The organism is Candidatus Competibacteraceae bacterium (assembly GCA_016713505.1).
Taxonomy (GTDB): Bacteria; Pseudomonadota; Gammaproteobacteria; order Competibacterales; family Competibacteraceae; genus Competibacter_A.
Window position 1 is genome coordinate 1016997 of record JADJPA010000001.1, and the last position, 17408, is coordinate 1034404.

Below are 17408 nucleotides of genomic sequence, written 5' to 3' on the forward strand. Positions count from 1 at the left end.
ATAGAGTGTTTAGAAAAAACTTCCAGGCCGGCGCGCCGCTACAGACCGCCGCTGGCCTGGGGTTGACGGCGCTAGAGTTGGATTGTGCTTGTTGGGTACGGTCAGTGATCGTGATCGAGGCGATTTATTCCAGCAAACCGCGGGAGGGGAGAATGGAAAAAATTTGGTTAAAAGAATATCCCTCGGGTGTTCCGGCCGAAATCGATGTGGATGAATTTTCCTCCTTAAAAGATATTTTAGAAAAGAGCTGCCAGCGTTTTGCAGAGCTGCCGGCCTATTCCAACTGGGGTGTCACCCTGCACTATCGCGACATCGACCGGCTCAGCCGCGATTTTGCGGCGTTTCTGTACGGTCTGGGTTTGAGCAAGGGCGCTCGGGTCGCGCTCATGATGCCCAACATCCTGCAATATCCGGTGGCGCTGTTTGGCGTGCTGCGCGCCGGGATGGTGGTGGTGAACGTCAATCCCCTCTATACGCCCCGCGAGCTGGAACACCAATTGAACGATTCCGGCGCGGCCGCCATCGTCATCGTCGAAAATTTCGCGCATACCTTGCAAGACGTGCTGAGCAAGACCCCGCTCAAGACGGTGGTCATGACCCAATTGGGCGATTTGTTTCCCTGGCCCAAGCGCCTTTTGGTCAATTTCGTGGTAAAGCATATCAAGAAGCGGGTGCCGGCTTGGACTATCCCCGGTACCGTCTCCTTCGGCGGCGCCCTGAAAGCCGGCGCCGGTCAGGCGCTGCCGGCAGTGTCGCTGACGCACGACGATCTAGCGTTTTTGCAATACACCGGTGGCACCACCGGGGTGGCCAAGGGTGCGATGCTGAGCCACGGTAACCTGGTGGGAAACTTACAGCAGACCTCCGCTTGGCTGAGCCCGTTTTCCAGACCCGCCGAAGAAACCATCATCACCGCATTGCCGCTTTATCATATTTTCTCGCTGACCGCCAATTGCCTGACCTTCATGAAAGTCGGCGGCCACAACATCCTCATCACCGACCCCCGCGATCTGCCGGGCCTCATCAAGGAACTCAGCAAACTGCGCTTCACGGTCATCACCGGCGTGAACACCTTGTTCAACGCCTTGTTGCACGCGCCGGGTTTCGACCGGTTGGATTTCAGCGCCCTTAAATTCAGTCTGGGAGGAGGCATGGCGGTACAGCGCGCGGTGGCGGACCATTGGAAGCAGTTGACCGGCGCTCCGTTGATCGAGGCCTACGGCTTGACCGAAACCTCACCGGCGGTCTGCATCAATCCCCTGAATCTAGCGGACTACAACGGCAGCATCGGTTTGCCGATTCCCTCCACCGAATTGTCGATCCGCGATGACGAGAACCGTGAAGCGGGCATCGGCCAGGATCGGGTCGGTGAAATTTGCGTGCGCGGCCCCCAAGTGATGCGCGGCTATTGGAACCGTCCCGACGAGACCGCCAAGGTGATGACCGAGGACGGGTTTCTGCGAACCGGCGACATCGGTTACATGGACGAGCGCGGCTACACCCGGATCGTGGACCGCAAGAAAGACCTAATTCTGGTGTCGGGCTTCAACGTCTATCCCAACGAGATCGAGGACGTAGTAGCCTTGCATCCGGGCGTGCTGGAAGTGGCCGCCGTGGGGGTGCCGGACGAGAAATCGGGCGAGGCGGTCAAGATCGTGGTGGTCAAGAAAGACCCGGCGCTGACGGCCGAGGCGCTGATCGCGCATTGCCGCCAGTACCTGACCGGTTACAAGGTACCGCGCCGGGTCGAATTCCGCAAAGAGTTGCCGAAGACCAATGTCGGCAAGATCCTGCGTCGGATGCTGCGCGATACCGAAGCGGGCGGGACCGGCGCGGGCGGCTGAACCGTCATCTCACTGCGGCGCTCACGCGGTCGCGGTCGCCGGCCGGGCCTCGAAGGCGCGCGCGATCCAATCGAGCAGGTAATCCGCCATCTCCCGCCAGTTTGCTTCCAACATCATGGCGTGCGCCATGTTGGGGCAAATATGGCATTCGGCGCGGTAGAAGCGAGCGGTTTCCCTGACCAATGCCGGCGAGACGAAGATATCGTGCTGGGCGCCTAGGACCAGAACGGGTATTGACAGCGAACCCGGTCTCAGTCGCAGCGGATTCAACCCCATCATATCCAGCGACACCACCTGCGATTCGGCTTGCACGTAATTGAAAAACTTGCGGAGTTTTTCGGCGGGCAGGTCCGGCGAAAACAGCAGCCGGCGCATCATATCGAGCGAGCCGTAACTGGGACCGAAGAGCGAAAACAGCGCCATCTGCTGGAACAGGAACGGGTGGCTCATCGCCATGTGCAGGTTGGATGGCAGCAGCCCCTGCGGCGGTACGGAACCCATCAATACCATGCCCGCGACCGAGGGCGAGCTTTCCAAATATTTTTGGACCACCATGCCGCCCATCGAATGCCCGATCACCAAGGGCGGGTGCGATAGATCAGCGACCGCTTGCGCCAGATCGGCGACGTAATCGGCCAGCCGCCAGATATGCAAGCGATCCCGGCCCTCGCTGCGCCCGTGACCGCGCAGGCTGAACGCGTGGGTTTCGTAACCGTTTTCAGCGAAGTAAGGTAAAAAATACTCATCCCATAGGCGAGCGTCGCTGAAGGAGCCGTGGACGAATAGCAGCGGCGGCCCTTTGGGAGCCGTTTTTGGGGAGCGGCTGACTCTGTCAAGATACATCGTAGCTTCCTGACGGTGAACGAGAACTAAGACAGCAACACCCTAGCAGATTTCGGGTGCGGCGGCTTGATGCAAACGGCTACGACCGTGCAACGATCCCGCTGGCGTTCTGGAGCGAGCCGACTGGCAGCGGCCTCACGACCACGTCGGATAACGCAAGTGAAGATACCGCTGTTCGGCGATCAGAATGGAAAACGGGATCTCCTTGCCAAGATGCAGCGCGACATGATCGTTTTGGACGCGGACCACGGTTCCCTCGATTTTCGCCTGCGCGCCGCGCCGGAAGCGGAGCACGCCCCCGACCTTATCGCCCGGCTTGGGGGACGGCCGGCCGGAGGTGATATAGCGCAAGCCCCGCACCGAGACGTCGATGACGGCCAGCGCTTGATTTTCGACGGTCAAGGTCGGCCGTTCCGAGAGCGGAAAACGGATGCGGTGAAACTCGCGCAATTCTTGAGGAGGCAATGGGGAAGGCATGGCTACAAACCGGGTTCCAGGGGTGGCCAAAGACGTAATTTTGCCCAGGTTCGGTAGTGGCTGAGCAAGTGGCGTTCCTCGCCGCGCAGGATCGCGAACGGAATTTCGCTATCGGGCATGTGGAGCGCGATCGCACAGTTTTGGAGGCGGATGACCGAACCGCGAACGACCGTTCGGGCATTGCCTGGGAACAGCAGCGGGCCTTCCACGAGGGTTCCGGCCGGTGGCGAAAACCCACGTCGGTGGAACTCGCGTTTTTCCGGTTCCGCCGGTGGCGCGCTCATGGAGGACGCGGTCCTGGCCGAGAGGGCCGGGGCAACGCAGCCACGGCGGGGTCCGACGGGCAAACGGCTTTGACTTCACAGCGCAGGCGCCCTTCACCCAGCAGCGCTTCGACGATTTCGCCGGCCATCGCCTCTCCCGCCCGGCGTAAAATGACGCCGCCGTCGGGCCGGCGCAGGATCGCATAGCCTCGATGCAAGGTGGCGAGCGGGCTCAAGGCGTGCAACTGGTCGCTCAGCTGGTTCAGCCGTCGGGAAGCGAGTCGGGTGTTCTGGCGCAGGGCAAGGTGCAAGCGCGCCGAAAGCGCGTTCAGGCGCCGCTCTTCGTGGCGCGCTCGAAGCAGGGGGGTCTGAGCCTGCAAGCGTTGCGTCAGGCCGGTCAAGCGAGACCGACCGCGATGCAGGTGAGCGCGCCACGCCCGCTGCAAGCGCTGCTCCAGTTCGTCGAGTCGCTGGGCGTGACCGTGCAGGCGACCGCGCGGATGCAGGCGCAGGAGCCGCTTTTCCAGCACCTCCAACTGCTGGAATCGGTCGCTGACCTGGCGCTGGGTCCGCTGTTGCAGGAGCTCGGCCAGCCGTCGGACTTTATCGAGCCACTCCGCGAAATCGGGGCTGGCCAGTTCCGCCGCCGCCGTGGGCGTGGCCGCGCGCAAATCGGCGGCGAAGTCGGCGATGGTGCTATCGGTCTCATGGCCGATCCCGGTGACCAGCGGCACGGCGCACTCGCAAATGGCGCGGGCGACGATTTCCTCGTTGAAGGCTTGCAAGTCTTCCAGCGAGCCGCCGCCGCGCACCAACAGCACCACATCGCAATCCCGGCGCTGGGAAGCCAGGCGCAGGGTTCGGGCGATACGTTCCGTCGCGCCTTCGCCCTGCACCGGAACCGGATAAAGCAGGACCGGCAGGCTGGGGCAACGCCGGCCCAGGGTGGCGAGCACGTCGCGGATGGCCGCGCCGGTGGCTGAAGTGATCACGCCGATCCGCCGCGGAAAGCGGGGCAGGGGTTGCTTGCGCTCCGGCGCGAAGCAGCCTTCCCGCTCCAGGCGGAGCCGCAGTTCGTCATAAGCCCGCCGCAGCGCGCCGGCGCCGGCTTCCTCCACATAGTCGACGATGATTTGGTAGTCGCCGCGCGGCTCGTAAACGCTGACCCGCCCCCGCGCCAGCACCTGCTGGCCGTTGCGCGGGCAATCCCGGAACAGAAAAGCGCGATTTTGAAACAGCGCGCAGCGAATTTGCGCGCGGGCGTCCTTGAGCGAAAAATACAGGTGTCCCGAGGAGGGTCGGGTCAGATTCGAGACCTCGCCTTCCACCCAAAGCGTCGGAAATTGGCCTTCCAGCAACGCCCGCGCTTCCTGGTTCAAACGGGAGACGGTATACGGCTCGCGGCGTGGGGCGATGGTCGCGGTCATGGAATTTTTGGCGATTCGTTTATCAAAGGGGTGGCAAAGCTTATAATTTCCCGCTTGTTTCCCAAGTTGTTCCGAGACGCCCATGCGCATTGTTCAAGAAGCCCTTACCTTCGATGATGTCCTGCTTCTCCCGGCTTATTCCGCGGTGCTGCCCAAGGACGTAAACCTCAAGACCCAACTGACCCGAGCCATCACCTTGAATATTCCGCTGTTGGCGGCGGCGATGGACACGGTCACCGAATCGCGGCTGGCCATCGCTTTGGCGCAAGAAGGCGGTATCGGCATTATCCATAAGAATATGCCGATTGAAAAACAGGCGCACGAGGTGCGGCGGGTCAAGAAGTACGAAAGCGGCGTCATCAACGATCCGATCGTCACCGCGCCGAACACCACGATTCGCGAGGTGTTGGCGCTGACCCGCGCCCACCACATTTCCGGCGTGCCGGTGGTGGACGGGGAAGATCTGGTCGGCATCGTCACCAGCCGCGACTTGCGCTTCGAGGACAACATGGCCGCGCCGGTGCGCACCATCATGACGCCCAAGGAACGCTTGGTGACGGTGCGGGAAGGTGCCAGCCGCCAGGAAATCATCGAACTGCTGCACAAGCATCGCATCGAGAAAGTGCTGGTGGTCAACGACCGCTTTGAGCTGCGGGGCATGATCACGGTTAAGGATATCCAGAAATCCAGCGATTTTCCCAGCGCCTGCAAGGACGAATGGGGCCGGTTGCGGGCCGGCGCGGCGGTCGGCACCGGCGGCGATACCGAAGAACGGGTGACGGCGCTGGTGGCGGCCGATGTGGACGTGATCGTAGTGGACACCGCCCACGGTCATTCCCGCAACGTGCTCGACCGAGTGCGCTGGATCAAAGCGAACTATCCGAAGGTGCAGGTCATCGGCGGCAACATCGCCACCGCCGCCGCCGCCCGCGATCTGGTGGAAGCGGGCGCGGATGCGGTCAAGGTCGGCATCGGCCCCGGCTCGATCTGCACCACCCGCATCATCGCCGGGGTCGGCGTCCCGCAAATCAGCGCCGTGGCCAACGTCGCCGAAGCGCTGCGCGATTGCGACGTGCCGGTGATCGCCGACGGCGGGGTGCGTTATTCCGGTGACTTTGCCAAGGCGATCGCCGCCGGCGCGCACGCGGTGATGATCGGCAGTTTGTTCGCCGGCACCGAGGAAGCGCCGGGCGAAGTCGAATTGTTTCAGGGCCGTTCCTATAAATCTTATCGGGGCATGGGCTCCATCGGAGCGATGACCCAGCAGCACGGGTCCAGCGATCGCTATTTCCAGGAAGGCAGCGCGGTGGAGAAGCTGGTTCCGGAAGGTATCGAGGGCCGGGTGCCTTATAAGGGCAGTATGCTGGCGATCATCAATCAGCTGACGGGCGGCCTGCGCTCCAGCATGGGTTATGTCGGCTGCCAGGACATCGCCGAGATGCGAACCAAGCCGGCCTTTACCCGAGTCACCTCGGCCGGAATGCGCGAGAGTCATGTCCACGACGTGACCATCACCAAGGAAGCGCCGAATTATCGGGTGGATTGAAGGCCGCTCACCCCCCCCCCATTCCAGCCTTCCCCGCCACCGGGGAAGGGGACGACACCATGACCGCACGCGACATCCATCTCGACCGTATTCTCATTATCGATTTCGGCGCTCAATATACCCAGCTGATCGCCCGTCGGGTGCGGGAAATCGGGGTCTATTGCGAGATTTATCCCTACGACGCCGATCCGGCCGCGCTGCGCGCGTTTCAGCCGCGCGGCATTATTTTATCGGGCGGTCCGGAATCGACCACCGTGGCGGCTGGCCCTCGCGCCCATCAGATCGTGTTCGACCTGAACGTGCCACTGCTTGGGATCTGCTACGGTATGCAGACCATGACGATGCAGTTGGGCGGTCTGGTGGAATCGGCGGACCACCGCGAATTCGGATACGCCCAGGTCCGCGCCCATGCGCATTCCGCGCTGCTGCGCGACATCGAAGATCATGCCAGCCCGGAAGGCTACGGTTTGCTGGATGTATGGATGAGCCACGGCGACCGGGTGACCGTGCTGCCGCCCGGCTTCACGCGCATCGCCAGCACGCCGACCTGCCCCATCGCCGGCATGGCCGATGAGGAACGACGCTGGTACGGGGTGCAGTTTCATCCCGAGGTGACCCATACCCGGCAGGGCGAGCGCATCCTGCGGCGCTTCGTGCTGGAGATCTGCGCTTGTGTGCCGCTGTGGACCACCGGCAACATCATCGAAGACAGCATCGCCAGCATCCGCTCGCAGGTGGGCGATGATGAGGTGTTGTTGGGTCTGTCCGGCGGGGTGGATTCCTCGGTGGTGGCGGCCTTGCTGCACCGGGCCATCGGCGAGCAATTGACCTGCGTGTTCGTGGACACCGGCCTGCTGCGCTTGCATGAGGGCGATCAGGTGATGCGCACCTTCAGCCAGCATCTCGGGGTGCGGGTCGTCCGGGTGGATGCCGAGCGCCGGTTCTTGGCCGCGCTGGCCGGCGTCACCGACCCCGAACAAAAGCGCAAAATCATCGGCGGGCTGTTCGTCACGATTTTCGAGGAAGAAGCGCGGCGGTTGCGCGACAGCAAGTGGCTGGCGCAAGGCACCATCTACCCCGATGTGATCGAATCGGCGGGGGCGAAAACCGGCAAGGCCCACGTCATCAAATCCCATCACAACGTCGGCGGCTTGCCGGCGGACATGCGGATGAAGCTGGTCGAGCCGCTGCGGGAACTGTTCAAGGATGAGGTGCGGCGCTTGGGTTTGGAGTTGGGGTTGCCTTCCGAAATGGTCCACCGCCATCCGTTTCCCGGCCCCGGTCTGGGCGTGCGTATTTTGGGTGAAGTGCGCAAGGACTACGCGGATTTGCTCCGGCGGGCCGATCACCTCTTTATCGAGGAACTGCGCCGGCACGATCTCTATGATAAAACCAGTCAGGCTTTCGCGGTGTTTCTGCCGGTCAAATCGGTCGGGGTGATGGGCGACGGCCGCCGCTACGACTTTGTCATCGCCTTGCGCGCGGTCGAGACGGTGGATTTCATGACCGCCCGTTGGGCGCAGTTGCCTTATGAGTTTCTCGACCTGGTGTCGCGGCGGATCATCAACGAGGTGGCCGGTATTTCTCGGGTGGTCTACGACATCTCCGGCAAGCCGCCGGCGACCATCGAATGGGAATGATCGTCGCTTCTCATCTCAAATCTTTTGCAATTTTAAATTTTATATAGGTTATTAAACATGGAGTATAGGCGGGAAATAGATGGACTGAGAGCTTTAGCGGTCATTCCAGTTATGTTTTTCCACGCTGGATTTCAAGCTTTTAGTGGCGGATTCGTGGGTGTGGATGTTTTTTTCGTCATCAGTGGCTACCTGATTACTTCAATTATACTGGCTGAAAAACACGCTGGAACCTTCTCGATTGTAAACTTTTACGAGCGTAGGGCACGGCGTATACTTCCAGCATTGTTTTTTATGATGTTGGTGTGCTTGCCATTTGCTTGGTTGTGGCTATTGCCGGAAGATATGAAAAGCTTTTCACAGAGCTTGGTCGCTGTTTCCGGTTTTGCGTCAAATATATTGTTTTTTTGGACAACCAATTATTTTTCAACCGCCGCTGAGTTTAAGCCGCTGTTACATACCTGGAGTTTGGCTGTAGAGGAACAGTATTATTTATTGTTTCCACTCTTTTTGATATTAGGCTGGAGATGGGGAAAACGCTGGCTTATTACGGCGCTAGCCGTTATCGCCGTTTTTAGCTTGGTGGCCGCGCAGTGGGGTTCATTTAAATATCCAGTGTTTGCATTTTTTTTATTGCCGACACGTGCTTGGGAAATTCTAATTGGAGCATTGGCCGCATTTTATCTGTTTGCAAATAATAAAAATGATAAAACTGTATTGGGGATACCAATCGGCGAGTTAGCGAGTGTTGTTGGTTTTTTGTTGATCGTTTATGCGGTATGTATGTTTGACAAAAAGACGCCCTCGCCAAGTTTGTATATATTAGTGCCGACTGTTGGAGTGGTGCTTATCATTTTGTTTGCTACCTCGCAAACACTGATTGGCAAATTCCTCGGCAGCAAACTGTTGGTGGGTGTTGGCCTGATCAGTTATAGTGCATATTTGTGGCATCAGCCGCTGTTTGCGTTCGCGCGACACAGAAATATTTATGAACCCAGCAAGTCTTTACTCATTAATTTATTGGTTGCTTCGATATTGTTTGCGTATTTGAGCTGGAAGTATATTGAGATGCCGTTTAGAGGCAGGCAGCGGATTAAACGCAATCAAGTGTTTTGGTCTGCTGCCTTGTGCAGTATTTTTTTTATATCGTTCGGTTTGCTGGGAAGTCTTAATAAAGGCTACCCTAATAGTTTTAATAGGGTTTCAAATGAGGTATTGACGTTCTCGGATATTGATATGCCTCGAATTGACAACGGTTGGTGTTTTTATAGTGTCGATTCCATCAATAGTCTTCCTGTGGGCGACCAAGGCTTGAAATGTGTGTTAGGTGATAAAAATTCTCCTGTCAAAGGACTTTTATTCGGAGATTCATATGCCGCACAGTACGAACCTTTTTGGAACATTATTGGCGAAAAAAGCGCTGTTAGTATAAAGTCAATTACCACTAATTGGTGCTATCCAGCACTGACGGATCAATTTATTGGTTTAACTTCATCCAGAGCATATGCCCAGTGTCTTTGGGATAGGCGTTATTTGGCTGAGTATCTTTCTAACTATGATTTTGTTATATTTGGTGGAAATTGGGCAGAAGTAAACGAGCAGAATAAAATATCTGATGTCTATGATATGATTGCTCATGCTGTCAATAAGACTCAATTGGTCATCATAATGGCATCGCCATCACAATTTGATTCTGATGTCGGTTTACTTTATAAAAAATCAGTTTTTTATAAAGAAAAATTTGATATAAAGAAAATAGCGCAGCACCGTAATATTGGTGCTATTGAGATGAATAAGCAGCTTGAAGAATTATCTAAAAAAAATCCCAATATTCTTTATATTGACCAAAATTCACTTTTCCATGTGGATGGTCTGCCATCCGATTTATCAAGAGCCAATATCCCCTATAGTTTTGACGGTAAACATATCAGTATTTATGGGTCAAAACAGGCTGCTTATTCATTCCTTAAAACTGGTCGTTATAGCGAGTATGTTGAAAAGATATCCCAGCTGAAACCCGTCGCTGGAAAGTAGCCGATGTTCATAGGCTGGATGTGAGCTAAAAATAACTGTTTGTACCCACTCCGACAGGAAGAAATAGAGGTTATGTCTGAGTCATCGGAACATCCGTCGTTGGAGTTGCTCGGACTGTCGGATAGCGAGCGGGGAGCGCTGACGCTGTCCAGCTTGGACCATTTGCACGAAGCGATCAGCATCGTCGACAAGGACCTGCGGTTGCAGGTCTGGAACCGGCGCTTTGCCGAGCTGCTGGATTTTCCCCCGGAACTGTTGCGGGTCGGCCTGCCCTTCGCCGTGCTGTTCGGCTATAACGCCCGGCGCGGGGAATACGGCCCTGGAGCGCCCGAAGTACAGGTCGCGGAACGGATCGAGCTGGCCTCGCACTTTGAAAGCCACGATTTCGAACGAACCCGCCCGAACGGCACGGTGTTGGGCATCCGCGGCGAACCGATTGCCGACGGTGGTTTTATCACGGTTTACGAAGACATCACCGCTCGCAAACAGGCCGAGGCCAAACTGCGGGACAGCTACGAGCGCTTGGAGGCGCGGGTCGACGAGCGCACCGCCGAATTGCTGGCGCTGAACCAACAACTCGCTCAGGAAATCGAGGAACGCAAACGTGTCGACACAGCCTTGCGCGAGAGCGAAAACCGGGTCCGCTTGATCACCGACACCGTGCCGGTGTTGATCGCTTACCTCGACGACCAGCAACGCTATACCTTCGTCAACCAGAAACATGCCGAATGGTTCGGTATGCCGGCGGACGCCTTCCTGGGTCAGACCTTCGGTGAACTGTTGGAGCCGGCGCTGGCGCGACGGCTGCGGCATCATGTGACGACGGCGCTCGACGGGCGCGGCGCGCATGTCGAATACGAGCTGGCCACGGCCACGGGCCGGATGTACGTACGATCCTATTTTATTCCCCACGTTTCCTACCGCGAGGAATACGGCGAGAACCGCGTGGTCGGCTGCTTCGTGCTCGGTGAAGACCTGACCGAGTACCGACAAGCGCAAATGGCGCTCAGCCAAGCCCAAAAGCTCAAGGCGGTCGGCCAGCTGACCGGCGGCATCGCGCACGATTTCAATAACCTGCTGACCATCATCTTAGGCAATCTGGCGGCGGTCGAGGAAAGTTTGCGCGAGCGACCCGAGCAGTATAAGGCGGTCAGCACCGCGATGAACGCCGCCCGGCGCGGCGCGGATCTGACCCGTCGGCTGCTGGCGTTTTCCCGCCGTCAGACCTTGCAACCGTGCCTGCTATCGCCGCGCCAGCAGTTACAGGAGATCGCCGAACTGCTGAAGCGAACCTTGGATGCCAGCATCGAACTAGAAACGGTGGCCGACGCCGCGGCTTGGAGCATTTGGGTCGATCCGGGCCAACTGACCAACGCCGTGCTCAATCTGGCGATCAACGCCCGCGATGCCATGCCCGACGGGGGTCTGTTGCGGATCGAGGCCGAAAACGTGACGCTGGATACCGCCTACGCCAGCCGCTATCCCGATGTGGTGCCCGGTGATTACGTACGCTTCACCATCGCGGATACCGGAGCCGGCATGGCCCCGGAGGTGCTCGAACAAGCCTTCGAGCCTTTTTTCACCACGAAAGGGGTCGGAGCGGGCACCGGTTTGGGTCTGAGCATGGTGTACGGTTTCGTCCAGCAATCCGGCGGTCAGGTCCGAATCCGCAGCCAGTTGGGCGGCGGAACCACCGTGGAATTGTACCTGCCAAGGTATGTATCCAAAGGTAAAAGGCGGATGCCCGGTGCGCCGGTGGGTGCGTCGGTCGATGAAAGCCCGTTGCGCGGCAGGGAATCGATTTTGCTGGTGGAGGACGACCCCGATGTGCGGGATTTCGTGGCGCGCGCGCTGCTCGGGCTGGGCTATACCGTCCGCGAGGCCGCAAACGGCAAGATCGCTTTGGAAATCGTGGATACCGATGCGTCGCTGGATTTGCTGTTGAGCGACATGACGATGCCGGGGGGTATCAGCGGCCTGGAGTTGGTGGCCGCGGCGCGCCAGCGGCGTCCGACCCTCAAGATCCTCTGTATGTCGGGCTATTCCGATCAGATGGTCGCGGGGTTGAAATCGTTGGAGTGCTCGTTGCTGGAAAAACCGTTTCTGAAGCAGGATTTGGCGCGGGCGATCCGCTCGACCTTGGATCGACCCGGCGAGCCGACCCGCCCTATTCACCCCGCGTAGCCGCCATGGATGAGCGGCCGACGCCGCACGGCGAGCGGGATCATTATTGGATGCGAAAAGCACTGGAACTGGCCCGGTTGGCGGCGAGCGCCGGCGAAGTGCCGGTCGGAGCGGTGCTGGTGCGCGGCGATGAGGCCATCGGCGAGGGTTGGAATCAGCCGATTGGAGCCTGCGATCCCACCGCTCATGCCGAAGTGGTGGCGCTGCGGGCGGCGGCGCTGCGGGCCGGTAATTATCGCTTGGTCGACAGCACGCTGTATGTCACGCTGGAACCGTGTCCGATGTGCGCCGGCGCCATGGTCCAGGCCCGAGTGGCGCGCGTGGTGTTCGGCGCCGCCGACCCGCGCGCCGGTTCGGCCGGCTCGGTGTTCAATCTGCTGCAAGCCCAAGCGTTAAACCATCGAGCCGAAATCCTGGCCAACGTACTGGCTGACGAGTGCGCGGTTTTACTGCGGGACTTCTTCCGCGCCCGCCGTGGCAAGCCCGCCGCTGATGGGACCACGGTCAGCGCTGGTTGAACCCGCTGTCGTTGTATTGAGGCGGTTGCGGTTGTGAGAACCGGGGCCGCCAAGGCTGCTGGGGCGGTGGTTCCTGGAAGCGCGGTGGTTCCTGAAAGCGTTGCCGGCTCTGCTGCTGGATGAGCTGCTGTTCCGCTTCCTGGCGTTGCCTTTCCGCCAGCAGGGCTTGTCGCCGTTCGTCCTCGCGCTGCTTTGCCAGCCGAGCTTCCCGACGCAAGCTCAAAAGAACTTCGCTTTTGGGAGCCGCGCGCAAGCCTCGGTTGATATAAGCCAGCCCTTCATCCGTCCGGCCTTGCTGCAAGCTCTGGCGGGCGATTTCCTGATAATAGGTGGTGATGCGCTGGACGCCTTCCAGGGCGGTAGGGTTGGTGGGTTCCAATTCGAGCACGCGTTGGTAGGTGCGTAGGGCATTGCCGCTGGCCGGAGAGGTCAGCCGCCGGTTCTCCATTTGCTGTCGGGCGTCGGCCAACAACTGCTCGATTTCCTGGGGCGACGCCGGCGGTGGAACGGGAACGGGTTCGCCAGTGGCTGAGATGGTCGGCGGTGGGACGGTGGCACCCGGTTGCCCGGTCGCCGCGGTCGCTGGTTGTTGCACGGCGCCAGCGGCCGGAGTCCCCGGCGCGGCAGTCTCCGATCCGGGCGCGGGGCCGGCTTGCGCGGGACCGGCGGCAGCGGGTTGCCCGGTCGCGGCGGTTGTCGGTTGCGGGGCGGCCGGATCTGGAGGCGGTGGCGCCGCGGTTTCCGGCTCGGTCGGAGGGATGGCCTTGTGTACGGTGATGGCGCCGGTCGGAGCGGGAAGCGGCTCGGAAGCCGGGGCCGGAGGCGCGGGGGGCTGTTGGGCGGCAGCGACAGCCTCGGCCTTTGGCGCCTGGGGTTGCGGAGGAAGCGCCTCAGTGGCTGGCGTCTCGGCTTGCGCGGGCCGCGCCGGATCGGCATCGGGTTGACCGCCGCCCGCCAGCGCGGGCGCTGCGGGATTGGCGGGCGCGGGTGCTTTGGCAACGACTGGCTCGTTGATGGCAATATTTTTCAGTAATTGCGGCAAATCCTGGAGCAAGGGAATTTGCCAGAAAAAGAAAATACCGGCTGCGGTCGCAACGAACACAGCGCCGAAATAAAGCGCCAAGCGTTTCAGCCACGTTAGCAGCGCGCTTTGTGAGGGTCGGGGAGTCGGGCCGGGCCTGGTTTCAGCCGAACTCGGATCAGGAGCGGTCGCCACGATGGCGGGATCGGCGGCTGAGGGCGTATCGGCCGCGGCTTGGGCCATGCCAGGGGTGTAAGGCACTTCTGAAGAAGGGTAAATTTTGAGCATGAATATCAGCCCCGAAATCGCTCAAGGGGATTGGCAAAACGGTGGTATAGGATAAAATATAAAGCTATTTCGCTTTTGCTCCAACTAAATTCCTTCCGGAGAGGTACCGAAGCGGTCACAACGGCGCCGACTCGAAATCGGATGGGGGTCTAACCGCCCCACGTGGGTTCGAATCCCACCCTCTCCGCCAATCCATGCGTCACCCGCCAGCTTCACCTCCTGGCCAGCCCAACGGATCGTGCTGAAAATGAGCTTTCACGCGCTCCGCCGCGCCGGTCCCTAGAGGGTTCCCAGCACCTCGCTCAACCGGGTCACGCCCCGGATCTCCATGCCTTCCGCTCGGTTGCCGCGCCGGGGCAAGTTCGCCCGGGGGACGACGGCTTGCTTGAAACCATGCTTGGCGGCTTCGCGCAGCCGTTCTTCCCCGTTGGGGACCGGCCGGATTTCTCCCGCCAGCCCGACTTCACCGAACACCACCAAATCGGTCGGCAGCGGCCGGTCGCGGAAGCTCGACAGCGCCGCCAGCAACACCGCCAAATCCGCCGCCGTTTCGTTGATGCGGACCCCGCCGACCGCGTTGACATAGACGTCCTGATCGTACATGGCCACCCCGCCGTGCTGGTGCAGGACCGCCAGCAGCATGGCCAGCCGGTTCTGCTCCAACCCTAGCGTCACCCGCCGGGGGTTGCCGCCGTGGCATTCGTCCACCAGCGCCTGAATCTCCACCAACAGCGGCCGGGTGCCTTCGCGCGTCACCATGATCACGCTGCCGGCGACCGGCAGTTCGTGGCGCGACAGAAAAATCGCCGAGGGGTTGTTGACTTCCTTGAGCCCGCGCTCGGTCATCGCGAACACGCCCAATTCATTGACCGGCCCGTAGCGGTTTTTCACCGCCCGCAGCACCCGCAACCGCCCGCTGGGATCGCCTTCGAAGTACAGCACGGTATCGACCATGTGCTCCAGCACGCGCGGTCCGGCGATCGCGCCTTCCTTGGTGACGTGACCGACCAGAAACAGGGCCGTTCCACTGGCTTTGGCGAAACGCACCAGTTGCGCCGCGCTCTCGCGCACTTGCGCCACCGAACCGGGAGCCGATTGCAGGCGTTCGGTGAACACCGTTTGAATCGAATCGATCACCATGATCTGGGGTCGCTCGCTCTCGGCGATGCCGAGAATCCGCTCCACGCAAATCTCCGGCAACAGCCGCAAGCGGTCGCGGGGCACTTGCAGGCGCTGGGCGCGCAAGCCGATCTGTTGCGGCGATTCCTCGCCGCTGACGTACAGCGCCCGGTTGCGCCCGGCCAGCTCCGCCAACACCTGTAACAGCAAGGTGGATTTGCCGATGCCGGGATCGCCGCCGATCAGGGTGACCGAGCCATTGACCAGGCCGCCGCCCAACACTCGGTCCAATTCAAGGTTGCCACAGGATTGACGGAGTTCCGCCGCCGCGTCCACGTCGGCCAGAACGCGCACCTCCGCGCCGGTCGACCCGGTATAGCCGGCGGGTTTTATCCCACTTTTCGCGGCGGTTGGCGCGGCGGTGGTTTCCTGAAGGGTATTCCAGGCCCCGCAGTCGCCACATTGCCCCGACCATTTGCTGGCTTGCGCGCCGCAATCGGTGCAGAGGTAAAGCGTGCGGCCTTTGTTAACCATCTCGGGCGATCAGTGCGGGTTTGGTTGGGAGGGGCCGCGGAGCGGCGGCGATCGGTAGCGGATTGAAGCCGTCGCGTTCGGGTTTAATGGGGGCCGCCGTCCGTAGGCGCCGGCCGGTGGTTCTGTCCGGTTGGAGCCGGGGCGGACGCGCTCTTCGAGCGAGAGCCGGCGGCGCTCCTCGATTCATTTTTGGAACCTGAGCGATAGCCGTCTGAGGCGTAGCTTTCGAAGCGGGTGTATTGACCCAGAAAGGTGAGGCGGGTGGTCCCGATGGGGCCGTTGCGCTGTTTGCCGATAATGATTTCAGCGATGCCCTTATCAGGGCTGTCTTGATTGTAGACCTCATCGCGATAGATAAAGCAAATCAGGTCGGCGTCCTGCTCGATCGCGCCCGATTCCCGCAAGTCCGACATGATCGGCCGTTTGTCGCCGCGCTGTTCCAGGGTGCGATTGAGCTGGGACAGCGCCAGCACCGGCACCGACAGCTCCTTGGCCAGTGATTTCAGGGCGCGGGAAATTTCGGACACTTCGGTCGCCCGGTTCTCGTTGGTGCCCGGCACCTGCATCAATTGCAAGTAATCCACCACGATCAAGCCCAATTGCCCTTCCTGCCGGTGCAGGCGACGCGCCCGCGCCCGCAGTTCGTTGGGGCTCAGGTTGGAGCTGTCGTCGATGAACAGGCGGGAATTGGAGAGCATGGTGACCGCCGAGGTAATCCGGGGCCAGTCTTCGTCTTCCAAACGGCCGGTTCGCACCTTGTGTTGGTCGATCCGCCCCAGCGAGGAGATCAGGCGCATGATCAGGCTCTCGCCCGGCATTTCCATGCTGAACACCGCCACCGGAACCCGCCCTTGAATGGCGGCGTATTCGGCGATGTTCATGGCGAAAGCGGTTTTTCCCATCGAGGGCCGGCCGGCGATCACGATCAAATCGCCGCGTTGCAAGCCGGCGGTGCGGTCGTCGAAATCCGGCCAGCCGGTGGGGATGCCGGTGATGGGGTTGTCGTGGTGGAACAGGATGTCGATGCGCTCCACCGTGCGCGCCAACAGCTCCTTCATGTTGGAAAAGCCTTGTTGGGCGCGCATCCCCTGCTCGGCGATGGCGAACACGCTTTTCTCGGCGTCGTCCAGCAATTGTTTGCAGTCGCGCCCCTTGGGATCGTAGGCGCTGTCGGCCACTTCGGTGGCGATGCGAATCAGATCGCGGCGGATCGCGCGCTCGCGGATGATGTCGCCGTAGGCCCGCACGTTGGCGGCGCTGGGCGTGTCCCGGACCAAAACGCCCAGATAGGCGAAGCCGCCCGCGTCCTGTAATTGATTGTTGTCTTCCAGCCATTCGGCCAGGGTCAGCAGATCGAAGGGCTTGCCGTTTTCCGACAGCCGGCGGATGGCGCGGAAAATCAGGCGGTGATCGCCGCGGTAAAAATCGCTTTCATCCAGGCGGTCGGCGATCTGATCCCACGTCGAATTATCCAGCATCAAACCGCCCAGCACCGCTTGTTCGGCTTCGAGCGAATGCGGTGGAACCCGCAGCGCTTCGGCGGCATCCTTCCGGCTTGGAAACGGGGTGACGGGCTGCATGACGGAACTCTCGGAATGAAACCGGCGATCCGCCGTCCGCCGCGACTGCCTGGCGGTACGGCCTCGAAGCTCCCCGGCGGGGTGAGGGTGCAT

General features: G+C 60.4%; 13 protein-coding genes and 1 tRNA gene. 7 read left to right on the top strand and 7 right to left on the bottom strand.

The genetic code is table 11. From position 1 onward, the window contains the following. The first annotated feature begins 152 nt into the window (after window positions 1-152). Entirely contained in the window at window positions 153-1844 is a 1692-nt protein-coding gene (locus tag IPK09_04685; GenBank protein MBK7982914.1) for a long-chain-fatty-acid--CoA ligase, read from the top strand. A 21-nt stretch (window positions 1845-1865) separates the two neighbouring features. Here IPK09_04685 and IPK09_04690 read toward each other — a convergent pair whose 3' ends face one another. The 4 genes from IPK09_04690 to IPK09_04705 form a co-directional block, all read right to left on the bottom strand. Further along, the gene (locus IPK09_04690; GenBank protein ID MBK7982915.1) at window positions 1866-2687 is read right to left on the bottom strand and encodes an alpha/beta hydrolase; all 822 of its coding nucleotides are present in this window, start codon (window positions 2685-2687) and stop codon (window positions 1866-1868) included. Between the two features lie 135 nt (window positions 2688-2822). Beyond that, window positions 2823-3164, bottom strand: coding sequence for a PilZ domain-containing protein (locus IPK09_04695; protein ID MBK7982916.1), 342 nt, complete (start codon window positions 3162-3164; stop codon window positions 2823-2825). Window positions 3165-3166: 2 nt separating this feature from the next. Continuing rightward, window positions 3167-3448, bottom strand: a complete 282-nt coding sequence (locus tag IPK09_04700) for a hypothetical protein (GenBank protein MBK7982917.1) — start codon at window positions 3446-3448, stop codon at window positions 3167-3169. Further along, the gene (locus IPK09_04705; GenBank protein ID MBK7982918.1) at window positions 3445-4854 is read right to left on the bottom strand and encodes an exodeoxyribonuclease VII large subunit; all 1410 of its coding nucleotides are present in this window, start codon (window positions 4852-4854) and stop codon (window positions 3445-3447) included. Before IPK09_04705 ends, IPK09_04700 begins: the two co-directional genes overlap by 4 nt. Before the next feature lie 82 nt (window positions 4855-4936). Here IPK09_04705 and guaB point away from each other — a divergent pair, with 82 nt between their 5' ends. From guaB to tadA, 5 genes are all read left to right on the top strand, one after another. Further along, window positions 4937-6400: an IMP dehydrogenase gene (gene guaB / locus IPK09_04710; GenBank protein ID MBK7982919.1), complete on the top strand. Its 1464-nt coding sequence runs from the start codon at window positions 4937-4939 to the stop codon at window positions 6398-6400. Between the two features lie 59 nt (window positions 6401-6459). Then, entirely contained in the window at window positions 6460-8040 is a 1581-nt protein-coding gene (gene guaA, locus IPK09_04715) for a glutamine-hydrolyzing GMP synthase (protein MBK7982920.1), read from the top strand. Between the two features lie 57 nt (window positions 8041-8097). Next, entirely contained in the window at window positions 8098-10071 is a 1974-nt protein-coding gene (locus IPK09_04720; GenBank protein ID MBK7982921.1) for an acyltransferase, read from the top strand. Window positions 10072-10143: 72 nt separating this feature from the next. Then, window positions 10144-12255 (top strand): PAS-domain containing protein, encoded by a 2112-nt coding sequence (locus IPK09_04725; GenBank protein MBK7982922.1) that lies wholly within the window; start codon window positions 10144-10146, stop codon window positions 12253-12255. A 5-nt stretch (window positions 12256-12260) separates the two neighbouring features. Further along, entirely contained in the window at window positions 12261-12773 is a 513-nt protein-coding gene (tadA, locus tag IPK09_04730) for a tRNA adenosine(34) deaminase TadA (GenBank protein ID MBK7982923.1), read from the top strand. On the opposite strand, the gene IPK09_04735 is transcribed toward tadA, so the two are convergent. Continuing rightward, window positions 12760-14082: a hypothetical protein gene (locus tag IPK09_04735; protein MBK7982924.1), complete on the bottom strand. Its 1323-nt coding sequence runs from the start codon at window positions 14080-14082 to the stop codon at window positions 12760-12762. The two genes, tadA and IPK09_04735, sit on opposite strands and share 14 nt — an antisense overlap. A 97-nt stretch (window positions 14083-14179) precedes the next feature. Between IPK09_04735 and IPK09_04740 the strand changes: the two genes are divergently transcribed. Continuing rightward, a tRNA-Ser gene (locus tag IPK09_04740) sits at window positions 14180-14272 on the top strand. Between the two features lie 89 nt (window positions 14273-14361). On the opposite strand, the gene radA is transcribed toward IPK09_04740, so the two are convergent. Continuing rightward, window positions 14362-15735, bottom strand: coding sequence for a DNA repair protein RadA (radA, locus tag IPK09_04745; GenBank protein MBK7982925.1), 1374 nt, complete (start codon window positions 15733-15735; stop codon window positions 14362-14364). Window positions 15736-15818: 83 nt separating this feature from the next. Then, entirely contained in the window at window positions 15819-17315 is a 1497-nt protein-coding gene (gene dnaB, locus IPK09_04750; GenBank protein MBK7982926.1) for a replicative DNA helicase, read from the bottom strand. Window positions 17316-17408: the final 93 nt, after the last annotated feature.